This is a genomic window from Streptomyces uncialis (assembly GCF_001905345.1).
Taxonomy (GTDB): Bacteria; Actinomycetota; Actinomycetes; order Streptomycetales; family Streptomycetaceae; genus Streptomyces; species Streptomyces uncialis.
This window is the reverse complement of record NZ_LFBV01000002.1, coordinates 1,262,054-1,278,159: the sequence shown is the minus strand read 5'-3', so window position 1 is coordinate 1,278,159 and position 16,106 is coordinate 1,262,054. Positions and strand designations below refer to the sequence as shown.

General features: G+C 71.1%; 17 protein-coding genes and 1 tRNA gene. 13 read left to right on the top strand and 5 right to left on the bottom strand.

Features of this window, described 5'->3' with window-relative positions; all coding sequences use genetic code 11:
* Positions 1-79 precede the first annotated feature (79 nt).
* Both AB852_RS13750 and AB852_RS13745 read left to right on the top strand, forming a co-directional pair.
* Positions 80-2,527 (top strand): ATP-binding cassette domain-containing protein, encoded by a 2,448-nt coding sequence (locus tag AB852_RS13750; RefSeq protein WP_245876742.1) that lies wholly within the window; start codon positions 80-82, stop codon positions 2,525-2,527.
* Between the two features lie 119 nt (positions 2,528-2,646).
* Positions 2,647-3,375, top strand: a complete 729-nt coding sequence (locus AB852_RS13745; RefSeq protein WP_073787455.1) for a siderophore-interacting protein — start codon at positions 2,647-2,649, stop codon at positions 3,373-3,375.
* 129 nt (positions 3,376-3,504) lie between these two features.
* On the opposite strand, the gene AB852_RS13740 is transcribed toward AB852_RS13745, so the two are convergent.
* Together AB852_RS13740 and AB852_RS13735 are read right to left on the bottom strand one after the other, a co-directional pair.
* Positions 3,505-4,092 carry an HhH-GPD-type base excision DNA repair protein gene (locus AB852_RS13740; protein WP_073787453.1) on the bottom strand — a complete coding sequence of 196 codons (588 nt, stop codon included), beginning with the start codon at positions 4,090-4,092 and terminating at the stop codon, positions 3,505-3,507.
* 167 nt (positions 4,093-4,259) lie between these two features.
* The gene (locus tag AB852_RS13735; RefSeq protein ID WP_073787451.1) at positions 4,260-5,918 is read right to left on the bottom strand and encodes a helicase HerA-like domain-containing protein; all 1,659 of its coding nucleotides are present in this window, start codon (positions 5,916-5,918) and stop codon (positions 4,260-4,262) included.
* Positions 5,919-6,040: 122 nt separating this feature from the next.
* On the opposite strand from AB852_RS13735, the gene AB852_RS13730 reads away from it, so the two are divergent.
* Together AB852_RS13730 and AB852_RS13725 are read left to right on the top strand one after the other, a co-directional pair.
* Positions 6,041-6,337: a type II toxin-antitoxin system VapB family antitoxin gene (locus tag AB852_RS13730; protein ID WP_009067182.1), complete on the top strand. Its 297-nt coding sequence runs from the start codon at positions 6,041-6,043 to the stop codon at positions 6,335-6,337.
* A 237-nt stretch (positions 6,338-6,574) separates the two neighbouring features.
* Positions 6,575-7,225 (top strand): LytR C-terminal domain-containing protein, encoded by a 651-nt coding sequence (locus AB852_RS13725; protein WP_073787449.1) that lies wholly within the window; start codon positions 6,575-6,577, stop codon positions 7,223-7,225.
* Between the two features lie 293 nt (positions 7,226-7,518).
* On the opposite strand, the gene upp is transcribed toward AB852_RS13725, so the two are convergent.
* A complete protein-coding gene (gene upp / locus AB852_RS13720; RefSeq protein ID WP_073787890.1) occupies positions 7,519-8,154 on the bottom strand; it encodes a uracil phosphoribosyltransferase in 636 nt (211 codons plus the stop codon).
* Between the two features lie 114 nt (positions 8,155-8,268).
* Between upp and AB852_RS13715 the strand changes: the two genes are divergently transcribed.
* From AB852_RS13715 to AB852_RS13695, 5 genes are all read left to right on the top strand, one after another.
* Complete coding sequence (locus AB852_RS13715; protein WP_073787447.1) at positions 8,269-8,466, top strand: hypothetical protein; 198 nt, start codon at positions 8,269-8,271, stop codon at positions 8,464-8,466.
* Between the two features lie 362 nt (positions 8,467-8,828).
* Positions 8,829-9,365, top strand: coding sequence for a tRNA adenosine deaminase-associated protein (locus AB852_RS13710; protein ID WP_073787445.1), 537 nt, complete (start codon positions 8,829-8,831; stop codon positions 9,363-9,365).
* A gap of 165 nt (positions 9,366-9,530) precedes the next feature.
* Positions 9,531-9,962, top strand: coding sequence for a tRNA adenosine(34) deaminase TadA (gene tadA, locus AB852_RS13705; RefSeq protein WP_073787443.1), 432 nt, complete (start codon positions 9,531-9,533; stop codon positions 9,960-9,962).
* Positions 9,963-10,024: 62 nt separating this feature from the next.
* Positions 10,025-10,109: transfer RNA gene (locus AB852_RS13700), tRNA-Ser, on the top strand.
* 109 nt (positions 10,110-10,218) lie between these two features.
* A complete protein-coding gene (locus AB852_RS13695) occupies positions 10,219-10,515 on the top strand; it encodes a type II toxin-antitoxin system Phd/YefM family antitoxin (RefSeq protein ID WP_079184607.1) in 297 nt (98 codons plus the stop codon).
* Here the strand turns inward: AB852_RS13695 and AB852_RS13690 are convergent.
* Positions 10,502-10,939: a DUF6892 domain-containing protein gene (locus tag AB852_RS13690; RefSeq protein ID WP_073787441.1), complete on the bottom strand. Its 438-nt coding sequence runs from the start codon at positions 10,937-10,939 to the stop codon at positions 10,502-10,504. The two genes, AB852_RS13695 and AB852_RS13690, sit on opposite strands and share 14 nt — an antisense overlap.
* A gap of 47 nt (positions 10,940-10,986) precedes the next feature.
* Positions 10,987-12,249, bottom strand: a complete 1,263-nt coding sequence (locus tag AB852_RS13685; RefSeq protein ID WP_073787439.1) for a DUF6357 family protein — start codon at positions 12,247-12,249, stop codon at positions 10,987-10,989.
* Between the two features lie 703 nt (positions 12,250-12,952).
* Between AB852_RS13685 and AB852_RS38570 the strand changes: the two genes are divergently transcribed.
* The 4 genes from AB852_RS38570 to AB852_RS13670 all read left to right on the top strand — a co-directional run bounded on the left by AB852_RS38570 (position 12,953) and on the right by AB852_RS13670 (position 16,084).
* Positions 12,953-13,129, top strand: a complete 177-nt coding sequence (locus AB852_RS38570) for a hypothetical protein (RefSeq protein WP_099284417.1) — start codon at positions 12,953-12,955, stop codon at positions 13,127-13,129.
* Positions 13,130-13,187: 58 nt separating this feature from the next.
* Positions 13,188-13,481, top strand: a complete 294-nt coding sequence (locus tag AB852_RS13680; protein WP_073787437.1) for a Dabb family protein — start codon at positions 13,188-13,190, stop codon at positions 13,479-13,481.
* A 526-nt stretch (positions 13,482-14,007) separates the two neighbouring features.
* Positions 14,008-14,925, top strand: coding sequence for an RNA polymerase sigma factor SigF (locus AB852_RS13675; protein WP_107499239.1), 918 nt, complete (start codon positions 14,008-14,010; stop codon positions 14,923-14,925).
* A 244-nt stretch (positions 14,926-15,169) separates the two neighbouring features.
* Positions 15,170-16,084 carry an RNA polymerase sigma factor SigF gene (locus tag AB852_RS13670; RefSeq protein WP_073787435.1) on the top strand — a complete coding sequence of 305 codons (915 nt, stop codon included), beginning with the start codon at positions 15,170-15,172 and terminating at the stop codon, positions 16,082-16,084.
* The last annotated feature ends 22 nt before the right edge of the window (positions 16,085-16,106 follow it).

Genomic DNA, 16,106 nt, shown 5'->3' with positions numbered 1-16,106 from the left:
TATCCTGTACGACGTACAGAGTATCCACGGAGATTTCTGAACCATGTCGACGACAGCCCCTGGGCGCCCGAGGAGAGTCATGCCGGCCGACGCCGACCGCACGTCCGCACCGAGCAACAGCACGCCCCCCACCACGCCGAGCGCCCACCCGGACCCCGCCCCGGGCACCGCACCCACCGCCACCGCTACCGCTGCCCCGGCCCCCGCCACACCGGCACCCGCACCCGCACCCGCCCCGGGTATCGGCACCCTCCCCGCCCTCGTCCTCACCGAGGCGGACGGGCATCACGTCATCGAGGTGCGTGGTGCGCGCGCGAACAACCTCCGTGATGTCTCGGTCGACATCCCCAAGCGGCGGCTCACCGTCTTCACCGGGGTGTCCGGCTCGGGGAAGTCCTCGCTGGTCTTCGGCACGATCGCGGCCGAGTCCCAGCGGCTCATCAACGAGACGTACCCGAGCTTCATCCAGTCGTTCATGCCCGCGCCCAGCCGCCCGGACGTGGACGGGCTGCGCAACCTCAGCGCGGCGATCGTGGTGGACCAGGAGCGGATGGGCGCCAACTCCCGCTCCACCGTGGGCACCGCCACCGACGCGTACACGATGCTGCGGCTCATCTTCAGCCGGCTCGGCGAGCCGTACGCGGGCACCTCGAACTTCTTCAGCTTCAACAGCGGCGAGGGCATGTGCGCGCGCTGCGAGGGGATCGGGCAGACCTCCGAGATCGACGTCGACCGGGTCGTCGACCGTTCGCTGTCCCTGAAGGAGGGCGCGATCCTGGTCCCCGGGTTCGCCGTCGACTCCTGGCAGTGGGGCGTGATGGCGGGCTCGGGCTTCTACGACCCGGACACCAAGGTCGGGGACTTCACGGAGACCGAGCTCCACGACCTGCTGCACAAGCCGGTCACCAAGGTGAAGGTCGGCACCAGCAACCTCACCTACGAGGGGCTCGTCCCGCGTATCCAGCGGTCGTTCCTGTCCAAGGACCGCGAGGCGATGCAGTCGCACATCCGGACCTTCGTGGACCGGGCGGTCGTCTTCGCCGTCTGCCCGGACTGCGGGGGCGCGCGGCTGAGCGCCGCCGCGCTGGCGGCGCGGATCGGCGGGGTGAACATCGCCGAGTGCTCGGCGATGCAGATCAGCGATCTCGCCGCCTTCGTCCGCGGTCTCGACGCCCCCGAGGTGGCCCCGGTGCTGGGCGCCCTGGGCGATCTCCTCGACGGCCTGGTCGAGATCGGTCTCGGCTATCTGAGCCTGGACCGCACCTCGTCCACACTCTCCGGCGGCGAGGCGCAGCGGGTGAAGATGGTGCGCCATCTCGGCTCACCGCTCACCGATGTCACGTACATCTTCGACGAGCCCACCATCGGGCTGCACCCGCACGACATCCAGCGGATGAACAGCCTGCTGCTGCGGCTGCGCGACAAGGGCAACACCGTGCTGGTGGTGGAGCACAAGCCCGAGGTCATCGCGATAGCCGACCATGTGGTGGATCTCGGGCCGGGCGCCGGGGCGGACGGCGGGACGATCCAGTACACCGGGGACCTGGCGGGGCTGCGCGCCTCGGACACCCTCACCGGCCGCCATATCGGGCACCGGGCGCGGCTGCGGGAGACGGTCCGCAAGCCCACCGGCCAGCTGGGCATCGAGCACGCGGACCTGCACAACCTCAAGGACGTCTCGGTGGACGTGCCGCTCGGGGTGCTGACGGTGGTGACCGGTGTCGCGGGTTCCGGCAAGAGTTCCCTGATCCACGGTCATCTGGCCGACCGGGAGGGAGTGGTGGTCGCGGACCAGTCCCCCATCCGGGGCTCCCGGCGTTCCAACCCGGCGACGTACACGGGGCTGCTGAACCCGATCCGGACCGCGTTCGCCAAGGCCAACGGCGTCAAGGCGGCCCTGTTCAGCGCGAACTCGGAGGGCGCCTGCCCGCGGTGCAACGGGCTGGGCCATGTCTACACCGATCTCGCGATGATGGCCGGGGTGGTCTCGGTCTGCGAGGAGTGCGAGGGCAAGCGGTACACCCCGGAGGTGCTGGAGTACCGGCTCGACGGGCGGAACATCAGCGAGGTGCTCGGGATGTCGATCGCCGAGGCCCGGTCCTTCTTCCCGACCGGTCAGGCCCGCAAGGTGCTGAACCGGCTCCATGACGTCGGCCTCGGGTACCTCCGGCTGGGCCAGCCCCTCAACACCCTCTCCGGTGGCGAGCGCCAGCGTCTGAAGCTGGCCATCCACATGGCGGAGAAGTCCTCGACGTACATCCTGGACGAGCCCACCACGGGTCTGCATCTGGCGGACGTGGACAAGCTGCTGGCGCTGCTGGACCGGCTGGTGGAGGACGGGAACTCGGTCATCGTCATCGAGCACCATCTCGCGGTGATGGCGCACGCGGACTGGATCATCGACGTCGGTCCCGGCGGCGGCCAGGCCGGTGGGGAGGTCGTCTTCACGGGGACACCCGAGGAGTTGGTGTCCGGTGGACGGACGCTGACGGCCCGGCATCTGCGGGAGTACGTGGCCGGTTCCTGAACGACTTCCTGAACGACACGCGGCGAACCCCTCGCCAAATCGCTTTAGGTTAGGCTAACCTAACCAACAGACGCCGGGGGCAGAAGTGCCACCGGGGGCGACCGGCGAGGGGAGTGGTGATGGAGCGGGGCTGGGAAGGTGCCGTTCTCAAGCTGCTCCGGAGCAAGGACTTCGTCCTCACCGTGACCGGCACCGAGGTGGTCAACGACCGCTTCCGCAGGATCCACGTCACGGACGGCGGCATGCTCGCGGTCACCGGGGTCCACCCCACCATGTGGGTACGGCTCTGGTTCAGCAAGGCGGGCAAGCCGCACCAGCGCGGCTACACCCTCGTGGACCCGGACCCGGACAAGGGCACCTTCAGCCTGGAGTTCGTGCTCCACGAAGGTCCCGCGAGCGACTGGGCCCGCGCCGCCCGCGAGGGCGACACCATCGAGGCGACCGTGCACGGCTCGGACTTCACCACGCCCGATCCACCGCCCTCCCATCTCTACGTGGTCGGCGACGCCGCGTCGCTGCCCGCGATCAACTCCCTGCTCGACGAGCTGGGCGAGGTTCCCGCGACCGTCTGGTACGAGACCTCGCATCCGCTCGACGCCCGGCTGCCGATGCGGCTCGATCCGGCGCGGCACGACCTGCGTACGGTCGCGCGCGGCGGCGGCGGGCTCATGGAGGAGGTCCGGTCCACCCTCCCGGACCTCCTCGGGAAACACCGGGACACCGACGACTACTTCGTCTGGGTCGCCTGCGACACCGTCACCACACGGTCCCTCACGGCGTACCTGCGCAAGGAGCTGTCGGTACCCAGACCGCGCGTCAAGGCCCTCGGGTACTGGCGTCCGGACTGACGGGGGTGGACGCATGTCCCTTCCCAGTGGGACATGCGCCAGATGGCGGACCCGGACTGTGGCGGCTCTCAGCCCGGTTCCGCCGACTCTTCCCGGAAGCCCTTGCGACACCCGGCCACGGCCGCCGTGTCACAGGGGCTTCCGGGCTTTCTTCGCCGCCTTGAGCTCCTGCTTGTGCGCGCGGACCTTCGCCAGCGACTCCGGCCCGGTGATGTCCGCCGCCGACCGGTACGCCCCCTGCTCCCCGTACGCCCCGGCGGCCTCGCGCCAGCCCGTGGGGCGCACCCCGAGCTGCTTGCCGAGCAGCGCGAGGAAGATCTGGGCCTTCTGCTTGCCGAACCCCGGCAGGTCCTGGAGCCGCTTCAGCAGCTCCTTCCCGCCGCCGACGCCCTCCCACACCGCCGCGGCATCACCGTCGTAGTGCTCCACGAGGTACTGGCAGAGCTGCTGCACCCGCTTGGCCATCGACCCGGGATACCGGTGCACCGCGGGCTTCGCGGACAGCAGCGCGGCGAACGCCTCCGGCTCGTACGCGGCGATCTCCCGTGCGTCGAGATCGTCCCCGCCCAGCCGTTCCGCGATCGTGTACGGCCCCGCGAAGGCCCATTCCATGGGCACCTGCTGATCCAGCAGCATGCCCACCAGCGCGGCCAGCGGGCTGCGCCCCAGCAGCGCGTCGGCGTCGGGCTGCTGCGCGAGACGAAGATTCGCATCCATACGACGATGATGCCGCCCCCCACCGGCCCCGGCACCCCGGCACCTCACCCGGCCCGGCACGCCCACCCGGCGTCACCCCACCCGGCATGCCCACGGTCCACAGGTCGCCGTCCACCGTGCACGCCTCGCCCACCGGAGCTCACCACCCGGAGGTCACCGCCCCCGGATCACCGTCTGCGGGCCGTGCCGAACAGCGAGCGGCTGATCTCCCGCCCCAGCTGGGTGCCGACGGACCGCGCCAGGGACTTGAACACCCCGCTCCCCACCACCTGCTCCACCAGCGACGGGTCCGCCCGCCCGGCCGCCGCCCCCTTCCCCCGAGCCGACTCCCGGTCCGACGCCGACCCGGACCCGGACCCCGACGACTCCCCACCCGGACCCGGACCCGAGCCCGAGCCCGACTCAGGCCCAGGACCAGGCCCCGGACCAGGCCCCGGCTCCCGCCCCGAGCCCTCGGCTCCCCGTGCGGCCAGCCGCTCGAACGCCGACTCCCGGTCCACCGCCTCCGCGTAACGCCCGTACAGCGCGGACCCCGTCACCGCCGCGTCCAGCGCCGCCGGGTCCAGCGGTCCCATCAGGGACTCCGGGGCCCGCAGCCGGGTCGCGGCGACCGGGGTCGGCGCGCCGTTCTCGCTGAGGACGGTGACCACCGCCTCGCCCGTGCCGAGCGCGGTCAGCACCTCCTCCAGGTCGTACGGGGAGTCGGGGAACGTCCGCACCGTGGCGCGCAGCGCCTTCTGGTCGTCGGGGGTGAACGCCCGCAGCGCGTGCTGCACCCGGTTGCCGAGCTGCCCCAGCACCTCGGCCGGTACGTCCTTCGGCGTCTGGGTCACGAAGAACACCCCCACCCCTTTCGAGCGAATCAGCCGCACGGTCTGCGTGATCGCCTCCAGGAACGCCTTGGACGCGTCGCTGAACAGCAGATGCGCCTCGTCGAAGAAGAACACCAGCTTCGGCCGGTCGAGGTCCCCGACCTCGGGAAGGTCGTGGTAGAGGTCCGCGAGGAGCCACATCAGGAACGTGGAGAAGAGCTGCGGCCGGTCCTGGACGGCGGACAGTTCGAGCAGGGACACCACCCCGAGCCCGTCCGCGGTCCGCAGCAGCTCACCCGTGTCGAACTCCGGCTCCCCGAAGAACGCCGAGGCGCCCTGCTGTTCGAAGGCGGTCAGCGAACGCAGGATCACCCCGGCGGTCGCGGCCGACAGCCCGCCGATCCCCTTCAGTTCGGCCCTGCCCTCGTCCGAGACCAGGAAGGCGACGACCGCCCGCAGATCCTTCAGGTCGACGAGTTCGAGGCCCTTGCCGTCGGCGTAGTGGAAGACCAGCCCGAGGGACTGCTCCTGGGTCCGGTTCAGCTGGAGCACCTTCGACAGCAGCACAGGACCGAAGCTGGTGACCGTGGCGCGGACCGGGACGCCGTGCCCGATCCCGCCCAGCGCGTAGAACTCGGCCGGACAGCCGCCCGCCTCCCACCGCTGCCCCACCTCCCCGGCCCGCGCGGTGACCCGCTCCCCCGCCTCACCCGGCTCGGAGATCCCGGAGACATCGCCCTTCACATCCGCCAGGAACACGGGGACGCCCTGCGCGGACAGCTGTTCGGCGATGAGCTGGAGGGTCTTCGTCTTGCCCGTACCGGTGGCGCCCGCGACCAGCCCGTGCCGGTTGAGCATGCCGAGCGGCACCCGGATCTGCGCCTCCGGGACCGCGCGGCCGTCCCACAGCAGCGCCCCGAGGTCGAGCGCGGGGCCGGTGAAGGAGTACCCGGCAACGATGTCCTTGACGGCCGACCCGGCGGTCCCGGCGGGCTCCGGCACGCTGTCACTCATGGTTCAGGCCCCTGTCCCCGGCCCCAGTGGTACCGGTCCGTACCGTTAAGGGCGTTATGCACCACACTCGCACTGCCCCGCCGAGGCTGCGCCCGGAGAGGCTTGGCCGGTAGGCTTTCCGTGTGATCTTCAAGCGCATCGGAAACGGCCGGCCATACCCCGACCACGGCCGGGAAAGCACCCGGCAGTGGGCGGACGTCGCACCGCGTCCGGTCCGCCTCGATCAGCTCGTGACCACCAAGGGCCAGCTCGATCTGGAGACGCTCCTCGCCGAGGACTCGACCTTCTACGGCGACCTCTTCGCGCATGTCGTGAAGTGGCGGGGCGATCTGTACCTGGAGGACGGGCTGCACCGGGCGGTCCGGGCCGCACTCCAGCAGCGGCAGGTGCTGCACGCCCGCGTGCTGGAAATGGACTGAGCCGGTCCGCTCACAGTGGCCGATCGGAACCGCTCACGGCGACGACCGGGCCCCCTCATGGCGGACGATCCGGTCCGCACCCGGTGCACGATCGCGTCCCGCCCCTCGTGGACGAGCCGGTCGCCCGTGGTGGACTGAGCCGGTCCGCCCAAGGCCGTTGGCCCTTTCGGGTTGGACCGGCCCTCAGCAAATGATCATTTAGTAGGCATCATCGCCGCGCAGCACTACGCTGCGCACATGAGCATGCTCACACCCCCCGGCATGGGCGGTCAGTACCGCATCACCGGGGAAAGATATCCCCGTATGCGCCGGGGACGCCGACGCGGCTGGATCGTCTCCGTGTGCGTCGCGTCCGTCGTGGCCCTGGGCGTGATCGGCTGGGGCACCCTCCAGCTCGTCGGCGTCTTCACGGGCGACGGCGGCAAGGCGTCGGCGGCCGGCGCCGGATGCGCGCCCTCGGCGAAGCCGTCCCCCGGCCGGTCCGCGGACGTCGCGAGCCGGACGGGCAAGGCCCTGCCGCGGCCCGCCGGGATAAAGGTCAACGTCCTCAACGCGACCCCGCGCAGCGGGCTGGCCAAGAAGACCGCCGACGAACTGCGCAAACGCGGCTTTGCCATCGGTCAGGTCGGGAACGCCCCGAAGGAGTTCGACAAGAAGGTGCCGGGACCCGGGCTGGTGGTCGGGGCGAAGACCTCCGAGCGGGGCGCGCTGCCGGTCCTCGCGACGCAGCTCGCGGGCGCGCAGCAGCGGACGGACGCGCGGGGCGCGGGCGATGTCGACCTCATCCTCGGCACGGCGTTCACCAAGCTGACCCCGCAGGCCGCCGCGACCCAGGCCCTGTCCGCCCTCGCGTCCCCGAGCCCGGCACCCACCCCGTCGTCCTGCTGACCCGGCCCGGGAACCGTCCCCGTCGTCCCGTTCCGACCCCGTGCGGGAACCGTCCCGCCGGGGTCACGCACGCGGAGGGGACCGGGGCCGAGGAGCCCGGGATCACGCCCGCGCGGAAGACCGGGCCGCCCGGGAACGGGTTCAGGACAGCCAGGCCCTGAACCCCGCGCACCCACGCACGCACCCCGGGCAACGCACGCACCTCGTGAACCCACCGCACCCCGGGCACCCCGGGCAACACCCTGGAACCCGGTCCAACGCGCAGGGGGGCTACGCGGGGGGCCATGCGACGGCTATTCAGCCGCGCCGTACATCCGGTCGCCCGCGTCACCGAGACCCGGGACGATGTACCCGTTCTCGTTGAGCCGCTCGTCCACGGACGCCGTCACGACGGTGACCGGGACGCCCGCGAGATCCCGCTCCATGATCTCCACGCCCTCGGGCGCGGCGAGCAGCACGACGGCGGTCACATCGTCGGCGCCGCGCCGCATCAGCTCCTGGACCGCGGCGACGAGCGTGCCGCCGGTCGCCAGCATCGGGTCCAGTACGTACACCTGGCGCCCGGACAGGTCGTCGGGCATCCGGGTGGCGTAGGTCGACGCCTGGAGCGTCTCCTCGTCCCGGATCATGCCGAGGAACCCGACCTCGGCCGTGGGCAGCAGCCGGACCATCCCGTCGAGCATGCCGAGACCGGCCCGCAGGATCGGCACGACCAGGGGGCGGGGGTGGGAGAGCTTGACGCCGGTGGTCGCGCAGACGGGCGTCTCGATGTCGACCTGCTCGGTCCGCACATCGCGGGTCGCCTCGTAGGCGAGCAGGGTGACCAGCTCGTCGGCGAGACGCCGGAAGGTGGCGGAGTCCGTACGACGGTCGCGCAGGGTGGTGAGCTTGTGGGCGACCAGCGGGTGGTCGACGACGTGGAGACGCATGTCCACCACAGTAACCGGGCCTCCGTGCCCTCCGTGCTGGCATCAAAACCGCCGACCGGGGGAAAGTGGGAGGGACCGACCGGGGCCCACCAGGGCCCCTTGGGGGTGTGACCGATGCCTGAGCGGGCCCCGCGAGGCGGGGAAGACGCCGGGAGCGACCGCTGGACGGACGCCGAACGCCGAAGGCGCCGCGCCCAGTTCCTGCGTGAACTGACCGAGGCGCGGGAGCTGAGACGCCGGGTGCAGCCGCGCCGCGCCCGGGCGCAGCGAATGCGCCAGGCGATGCGCAACCGGACATTCCGCACGCAGTGACGCGCGCGGCGCGCGAATGGTGAGGAAGTGACACCGGACACGTTCCGGTATCGATCCGGCGGCCTCGCCGGTGCCTTTCCCGGGGCCCCGGCAGGGGGCGCCGGGCCGTCCGGGCCCTGGGACCGACGGCCCCGGGCAGGCGTGCGGGGGGCGCGTGGGGGCGGTCGTACGGGACGGTCGCGGGGTGGCGAAGCCCCCGCGCGGAGGACGCGACGCGCACACAGGCCCCGGAACACCTCTCCTCGGGCCGTGGTTTCTGCCACGATTCCGATTGGGCGGGGCACTCGCACCGCACGGCCCGCCCACAACCTCCGCCGGGGGGAACCCCAAGCGGCACGCCTCAGACCAGTGGGAGAGTCACGGTGTACTTCGCCGCACTGCTCGCGCGCACCGAAGACGGGTGGGAAGCGAGCGACACGGAGCTCGACGATGTGGAGTCCCTGTCGGACCTGGCCGATCTGGCCCGCGACGCCTCGATCGACGACGACAGCGTTCTCGTCTTCATCGAGCAGGAGGACGCGTGGTTCGGGGTCGTCCGGGTGGACGGCGAGGAGGACCCCCGTATCTACGTGTCGGACGCCGCGAACGCGGCGCGCAGTTCGTACGGGGAGATCCTCACGAACGAGCTGATCGGACGGGAGCCCGGGGACGACGACGTCGATCTCGACGCGCTCGACCTCGACGGTACCGAGGAGGGGGAGCCGGAGAGCTCCTCGTCCTCCGACGACGAAGCCCCGGAGGGCGGGGACGCGGTGTCGTCCGGTCCGCTCGGGGACCTGGACCTGCTGGGCGACTTCGGGGTCTCCGCCAGGGAACTGCGCGCGCTGGAACCCGGTGACGCGCTCGGCGAGATCGCGGACGCGTTGGGGGTGGCGGAGGTACTCGAAGCGGTGCGCTGACCGCCGGCCCCGGTACGGGGTACGACCCGCGGCCACGCGGCACCCGTACCCCGGCACCCCGTACCTTCCTTCCGCGCCACCAGGCCCGCCGGGGCCACTGATCCCGTCACCCCGGGTCGGTAGGTTGGGGTCGTGGACGGTACGGGCGGGTTGTGGGAGCGGGTCATGCGGACCGCGCTGGACGAGGCACGGGCCGCGCTCGTGGGCGGAGACGTCCCGGTGGGCGCGGTCGTGCTGAGCCCGGCGGGCACGGTGCTCGGAACGGGGCACAACCTCCGGGAGGCCACCGGTGATCCCACCGCCCACGCGGAGATCGTCGCCATCCGCCGCGCGGCCGTGGCCCTGGGCGCCTGGCGGCTGACCGACTGCACCCTGGTCGTCACCCTCGAACCGTGCACGATGTGCGCGGGCGCGATCGTGCAGTCCCGGCTGGACCGGGTGGTCTACGGCGCCCGGGACGAGAAGGCGGGCGCGGCGGGTTCGCTCTGGGACGTCGTACGGGACCGCCGCTTGAACCACCGCCCGGAGGTCGTCGCGGGCGTCCTGGAGGAGGAGTGCGGACGCCTCCTCACGGACTTCTTCCGCTCCGACCGCTGACCCCGGTCCCGGGCCCTCAAACGATTTCGGCGCACACCCCACCTTGGGGTAAGGTCTCTCCCGGTAGCGTGTCCGAGCGGCCGAAGGAGCTCGCCTCGAAAGCGAGTGTGGCGCAAGTCACCGAGGGTTCAAATCCCTCCGCTACCGCTTTTAACACCCCCTTGAACTGCGGAAACGCGTTCAGGGGGGTGTTTTGCGTGTGAGGGGCGTGACCATCTCGGCAGCAGCCCGACCCAGCGGTAGCAACATGCACTACATGGAAGTCACAGCCCGTGAGTTCAGTCAGCAGTCTTCACAGATCCTCGCCGCCGCCGCACGTGGCGAGACCATCACCGTCACCAAGAACGGCGTCGCCGTCGCTCGCGTGGTACCCGTCGACGAAGACATTCCCCCGTACCCCACGGACCTCATGGGCGAAATCGATCTGCCCGACCTCGGCCTCCCCGATCTGACCGACGACGGCATCGAGGAGACCCCTCAGGGAGACGTACGCGCCGAACGAGGCGACACCATGGCTTCGGCCCCCGTTCCGACTCCGATCAGTCGGCGGTGATGCCGTGGGCCGTGAGGATGTCGAGCTTGTCCGGGACCGCGAGCAGGGCCTCGTCCGCGCCGACGACGCTTCGGAGATTCGGTACGAGGGCGAGATCCGCGAGTGAGCGGACATCGAAGAGCTCGTCCTCGCCGTCCCAGACCGGCGCGCACTCCTGGTACACCTGGTGACCGCCGTCGATGGTCAGTTCGTCGACCGTGAGAAGCAGTTCATCCGGTATGTCCAGCCCCTCGAAGTAGGCGCGCGCCTCGGGGAAGACCTTGTGGTCCAGGTCGTTGTCGACCGCGTACCGGTGGAGGTCGGTGACCCCGCTCCGTTCGCGCAGGTGCTCCCCGAGGCTGAACTGCGGCGTCAGCGTCTCGTCCCAGTACATGAGTTTCTCGATGACGAGCAGCTTGAAGTTGAAGTCCTTGAAGGCGATCATGCGGTCAATTTAGAACAGGGCACTGACACACCGGCCCCCGACCGGGCCTACCGGGCGTCGCGCCGCCTGCGCGCGCGCTCGAACTCGTCGACGTCCGACATCCACGAGCCGTGCCCTTCGAGCGCGGCGCAGCCGCCGCGGACGAAGACGCTCACCAGGTTCCGGTACCCGCCGATCCCGTCGACCAGGGTGTACTCGACCCGGTACTCCGGGTCCGCCCCGCCTCGGCCCTCGCGCACCGTCGTGATCCGGGCGAGGGAGTCCGCGTAGAAGTGGAGCTGGACGCATTCGCCCTTCTCCTCGTCCTCGATGGTGAACACCTCGTTGTCCCCGGCGGAGCGTTCGCCGACGAACTCCCAGAACTCCGCGGTGGCGGAGCGGGGGCCGTCCGGGAGCCACTTCTTCTCGACGCCCTTGTCGTCGGTGAACGACAGGGGCCTGCGCCTCGTGCTCCCGCCGAGGTCGGCGCGGTCGGCGGAGGTCTCCTCGTCGTCCTCCATGGGCGCGTTCCTGGAGCGGTCCGAGGCCTCCGAACACATCAGGAAGCTCACGGTGCGCACCGCGTCGTCCGCGAGCGCGGGGTGTGCGCGGCGCACCGCCGCGTCGACCACCGCCGCCATCCGGTCCCAGTCGCGCTTGTCCGTGGCGCGCTTGCCCCGGCGCGGATCGCGGCTGATCCGCATCCCGGCGCATGCCTGCTCCGCCGTGGCGATCACAGCCATGACCCGGGGCAGCAGCGCGGGGTCCACGGCGTCGGGCAGCCGCTTCGGGACGGTCGAGCCGTGCAGGTACTGGCCCGTGTACCGCAGCACCGCGGCGTCGAGCGGGCCGAGTACCGTTCCGCGCTCGGCCCGGCGGCGGTCCGCGTGGTACTCCTGAGCGCGCTTCCCGTCGGGCGTCTCCGTCGCCGCGCGCATCGCCGCGCAGACCTGACCGCGCTTGAGGAGACCGAGGTCGGCGCCATGGGCGACGAGCCTGCCCCTGTCCCACCGGATGCTCCGGAAGAACGCGTCGACGTCCGCGGGCGCGGAGAGGAGGATCGGGTCCAGCAGCGCCACGGCGGCGTCCTCGTCGAGCCGGCCCCGGGTCCCGGCGGCGTCGCACAGCGGAAGGACCGCACTCCACAGCAGCAGGTGTCTGGCCAGGTCCTCCTGGATCACCGCGAGATGGGCCTCCCCGATCGGGAACGTGAACGTGCGGGGCTCGTGGTTGGCGTCGGCCCCGGCACCGAGCATCAGCTTCAGCTCGCCGTCCTCGCTGATCACCTGCGGTATCCAACCGCTCTGACGCGTGAAGACGATGTCTCTCATGGACCCGGTCCCTCCCGTCGGACGAGACCGGCGGGTCCCGCCCGCACCGATCCGACCAGCTGCTTTCGTGTACACCCGCGCCGCACGCCCGGAGCGAGCAGGCCCGTCATGCCCGAGTCGGACAACCCATGCCCGGGCCGGACACCGCAAGCCCCGGCCGGACACCGCATGCCCGGGCCGGAAACCGCAAGCCCGGGCCGGAAACCGCATGCCCGGGTCAGACATTGTCAGACATCGAACCCGAACTCGACGTCGGGCCTTCATCAAGGGGGACGCCCAGCGGGGAACAGCGGTTCTCGGCCAAGAGGCCGGATATGGCACTCACCGTGCGGCCCCGCCCGGGAGCGACTTCACCATGGACCGCGGCCCCGGCCGGCCCTCCGCAGTGGCCGGGCCGGGAACCGCCGGTCGGATGGGGGAAGCGGCGACGGGGGGGGTGGCCGCTTCCCCCGGGCGGACGTTCCCCCGGGTCCGCGCCACGCTCAGGGGGAACGCGAGCGGCGCGGACCCCGCACGGGGGTTCGTCCCTGGGCCCCGCGGGGACTCCTGCCAGGCCCCGCCGGGCTCCCCTTCATCCTGCTGCGGACCCCGCGCCGGAGCGACGGGCAAAGGGCCCGAAGGGGTGGGTCGTTGGTCCCGGGTTACACTGCACCGCCGGTTAGCGGGGGACGGACAAGGGCACGGCGACAGGGGAGGGCACCACGTGGTGCACACGAAAAAGATCGCGCTGTACGTCGTGGTCGTCTTCTTGCTCTATGTGATCATCACCGACCCGGAGAACGCCGCCGATTATGTCCAGATAGGCTTCGAAGGCGTCTCCAGCGCCGCCCAGGCAGTCGGTGACTTCATGACCTGGGTCGCCAACGGCGGCAAGAGCTGACCTTCCGGCCCCGCGCCCCACGGCGTGCGCGGCCCCGTAAGCGCCGAGGAGTTCCCCCGTGATCCGTCACCTCGTCCTGTTCAAGCTCAACGACGGCGTGCGGCGCGACGATCCGCGGGTGGTCGAGGGTGTCGCGGCGTTCCGCGCGCTCGGCGGGCAGATCCCGGAGCTGGAGTTCTGGGAGTGCGAGTGGAACATCTCGGACCGGCCCATCGCGTACGACTTCGCGATCAACTCCGCGGTCGCCGACACCGAGGCGCTGAAGCGGTACGTGGAGCACCCCGCGCATCAGGCGGGAGTGACCCTGTGGCGGGAGTTCGCCACCTGGGTCATCGCCGACTACGAGTTCTGAGGCGGCCACCGCCCGGTCCGGCACCGTACCCCGTGTGATCCGGCGGCCCACCGCCCCGTCCGGCGCCGCGTCCTCGCGCGATCGGGCACAGTACCCCGTGTGATCCGGCACCTCGGTCCCTCCCGTTCCGGCGCCCCGCCCCGCGCACCTGGCCCCATCGGCGTCCCCCTGACGGTCACGCCCGGACACCGCCGCTCTCGGCGCCACCGCTTCTCCCGAGCCCTCCACGGCCCCCGTGGAGGGCTTCGCCGTACGTCCTCCGAGCTCAACACGGCTTTTTGCGGTGCTTGCACACAGTGCACATGTCTTGTGATGCTATGACCGCTTTTGACGGATGAGTTGAACCGTGCGATCGAAACGTGTCGAAGGGGTGGCGTTGACCGTGCCGGCCAGTACAGCGCCTCAGGCTCCGCCCCATGAAGCCGCGGCACCCGATGCCGCCGCCCCCGTGGTCTGCGGGGCACCCCTGCCCGATCCCCCCGTCGCGCCCCATGAACTCCCCCTCGCGCTCCCCGAGCACCGGGCCGTGCCGTCCGACCGCCCCGGTGCTCCCCTTGAACCCCGCCGCGCCCCCCATGACACGGTCACCCGTGACGCGGCACCGGGAGCCCCCCGCGGCCCGGCCGACCCGCCCACCGAAGAGCCTGACGCCTCCACCGCCCCGCCCGCTCCTCCGCGCAGCCGCGGCGCCGACACCAGGGCCCTCACCCAGGTGCTGTTCGGGCAGCTCAAGAACCTGGAGCCCGGCTCGCCCGAGCACACCCGGGTCAGGGGCGCGCTGATCGAGGCCAACCTGCCGCTGGTGCGGTACGCGGCGGCCCGGTTCCGCAGTCGCAACGAGCCGATGGAGGACGTCGTCCAGGTCGGCACGATCGGGCTGATCAACGCCATCGACCGGTTCGACCCGGACCGGGGCGTGCAGTTCCCGACGTTCGCCATGCCGACCGTCGTCGGCGAGATCAAGCGGTACTTCCGCGACAACGTCCGCACCGTGCACGTCCCGCGCCGCCTCCATGAACTGTGGGTGCAGGTCAACGGCGCCACCGAGGACCTGACGACCGGCTTCGGACGCACCCCCACCACCGCCGAGATCGCCGAACGGCTGCGCATCACCGAGGACGAGGTGCTCGCCTGCATCGAGGCCGGCCGCTCGTACCACGCCACCTCGCTCGAAGCCGCCCAGGAGGGTGACGGTCTGCCGGGGCTGCTCGACCGGCTCGGTTACGAGGACCCCGCCCTCGACGGAGTCGAGCACCGGGACCTCGTACGGCATCTGCTCGTCCAGCTCCCCGAGCGCGAGCAGCGCATCCTTCTGCTGCGCTACTACAGCAATCTGACCCAGTCGCAGATCAGCGCGGAACTGGGGGTCTCGCAGATGCATGTGTCAAGGTTGCTGGCGCGAAGTTTCGCGCGTCTTCGATCCGCAAACAGGATCGAGGCATAACCGGATCGGGTTGACCCCTCCGTGCGCCGGTTACCGACACCCCGGCCCCCCAAAGCACCCAGACCCCCTCTTTCCTGCACGGACCCAGCAACACGATGTCGACAAGTCACTACAGCGTGTTGCCGACATGTGACATTCTGCGGAAAGCGCGTTTGCCGAGGCTCAGGCTCCGGTATTCAGGTGGAGGCCGGGTTCCTCGGACGGAACGAACGGCCGCGACCGTCAGCGACCTCAAGGGGGTGGCATGTCCGCAGAACAGGGCAGCTCGAAGGTGCTCACGCTCACGAAGAGCGAATCAGCGCCCGCCGAGCTTCACGGCTCCGACCGCTCGGAGGTCCTCGTCGCTCCCGAGGCCCTCACGACCCCGCCGGCACCCGAGGTGTTCGTCACCCCGGGGCCCATCGACACCCGGACGCTGTCCCGTTCCCTGTTCCTGCGGCTCGCGACCCTGGACGAGAACAGCCCCGAACGGCCCTACGTCCGCGACACCCTGATCGAGCTGAACCTCCCGCTCGTGCGTTACGCCGCGGCCCGCTTCCGCAGCCGTAACGAGCCCATGGAGGACATCGTCCAGGTCGGCACGATCGGGCTGATCAAGGCGATCGACCGGTTCGACTGCGAACGCGGGGTGGAGTTCCCGACCTTCGCGATGCCGACGGTCGTGGGCGAGATCAAGCGCTTCTTCCGGGACACGTCCTGGTCGGTGCGGGTGCCCCGGCGGCTCCAGGAGCTGCGGCTCGCCCTCACCAAGGCGAGCGACGAACTGGCGCAGAAGCTCGACCGCTCCCCCACCGTCCCCGAACTGGCCGTGGTCCTCGGGGTGTCCGAGGAGGACGTGGTCGACGGCCTCGCCGTGGGCAACGCGTACACCGCCTCGTCCCTCGACTCCCCGGCCCCCGAGGACGACGGCGGCGAGGGTTCCCTCGCGGACCGCCTCGGCTACGAGGACACCGCGCTGGAGGGCGTCGAGTACCGCGAGTCGCTGAAGCCGCTGCTCGCCAAGCTGCCCGCGCGTGAGCGCCGGATCATCATGCTCCGGTTCTTCGCGAACATGACGCAGTCGCAGATCGGCGAAGAGGTCGGCATCTCCCAGATGCACGTCTCCCGCCTGCTGACCCGCACCCTGGCCCAGCTCCGCGACGGCCTCATCTCCGACTGACGACGCGACGCCCCCACCGGGC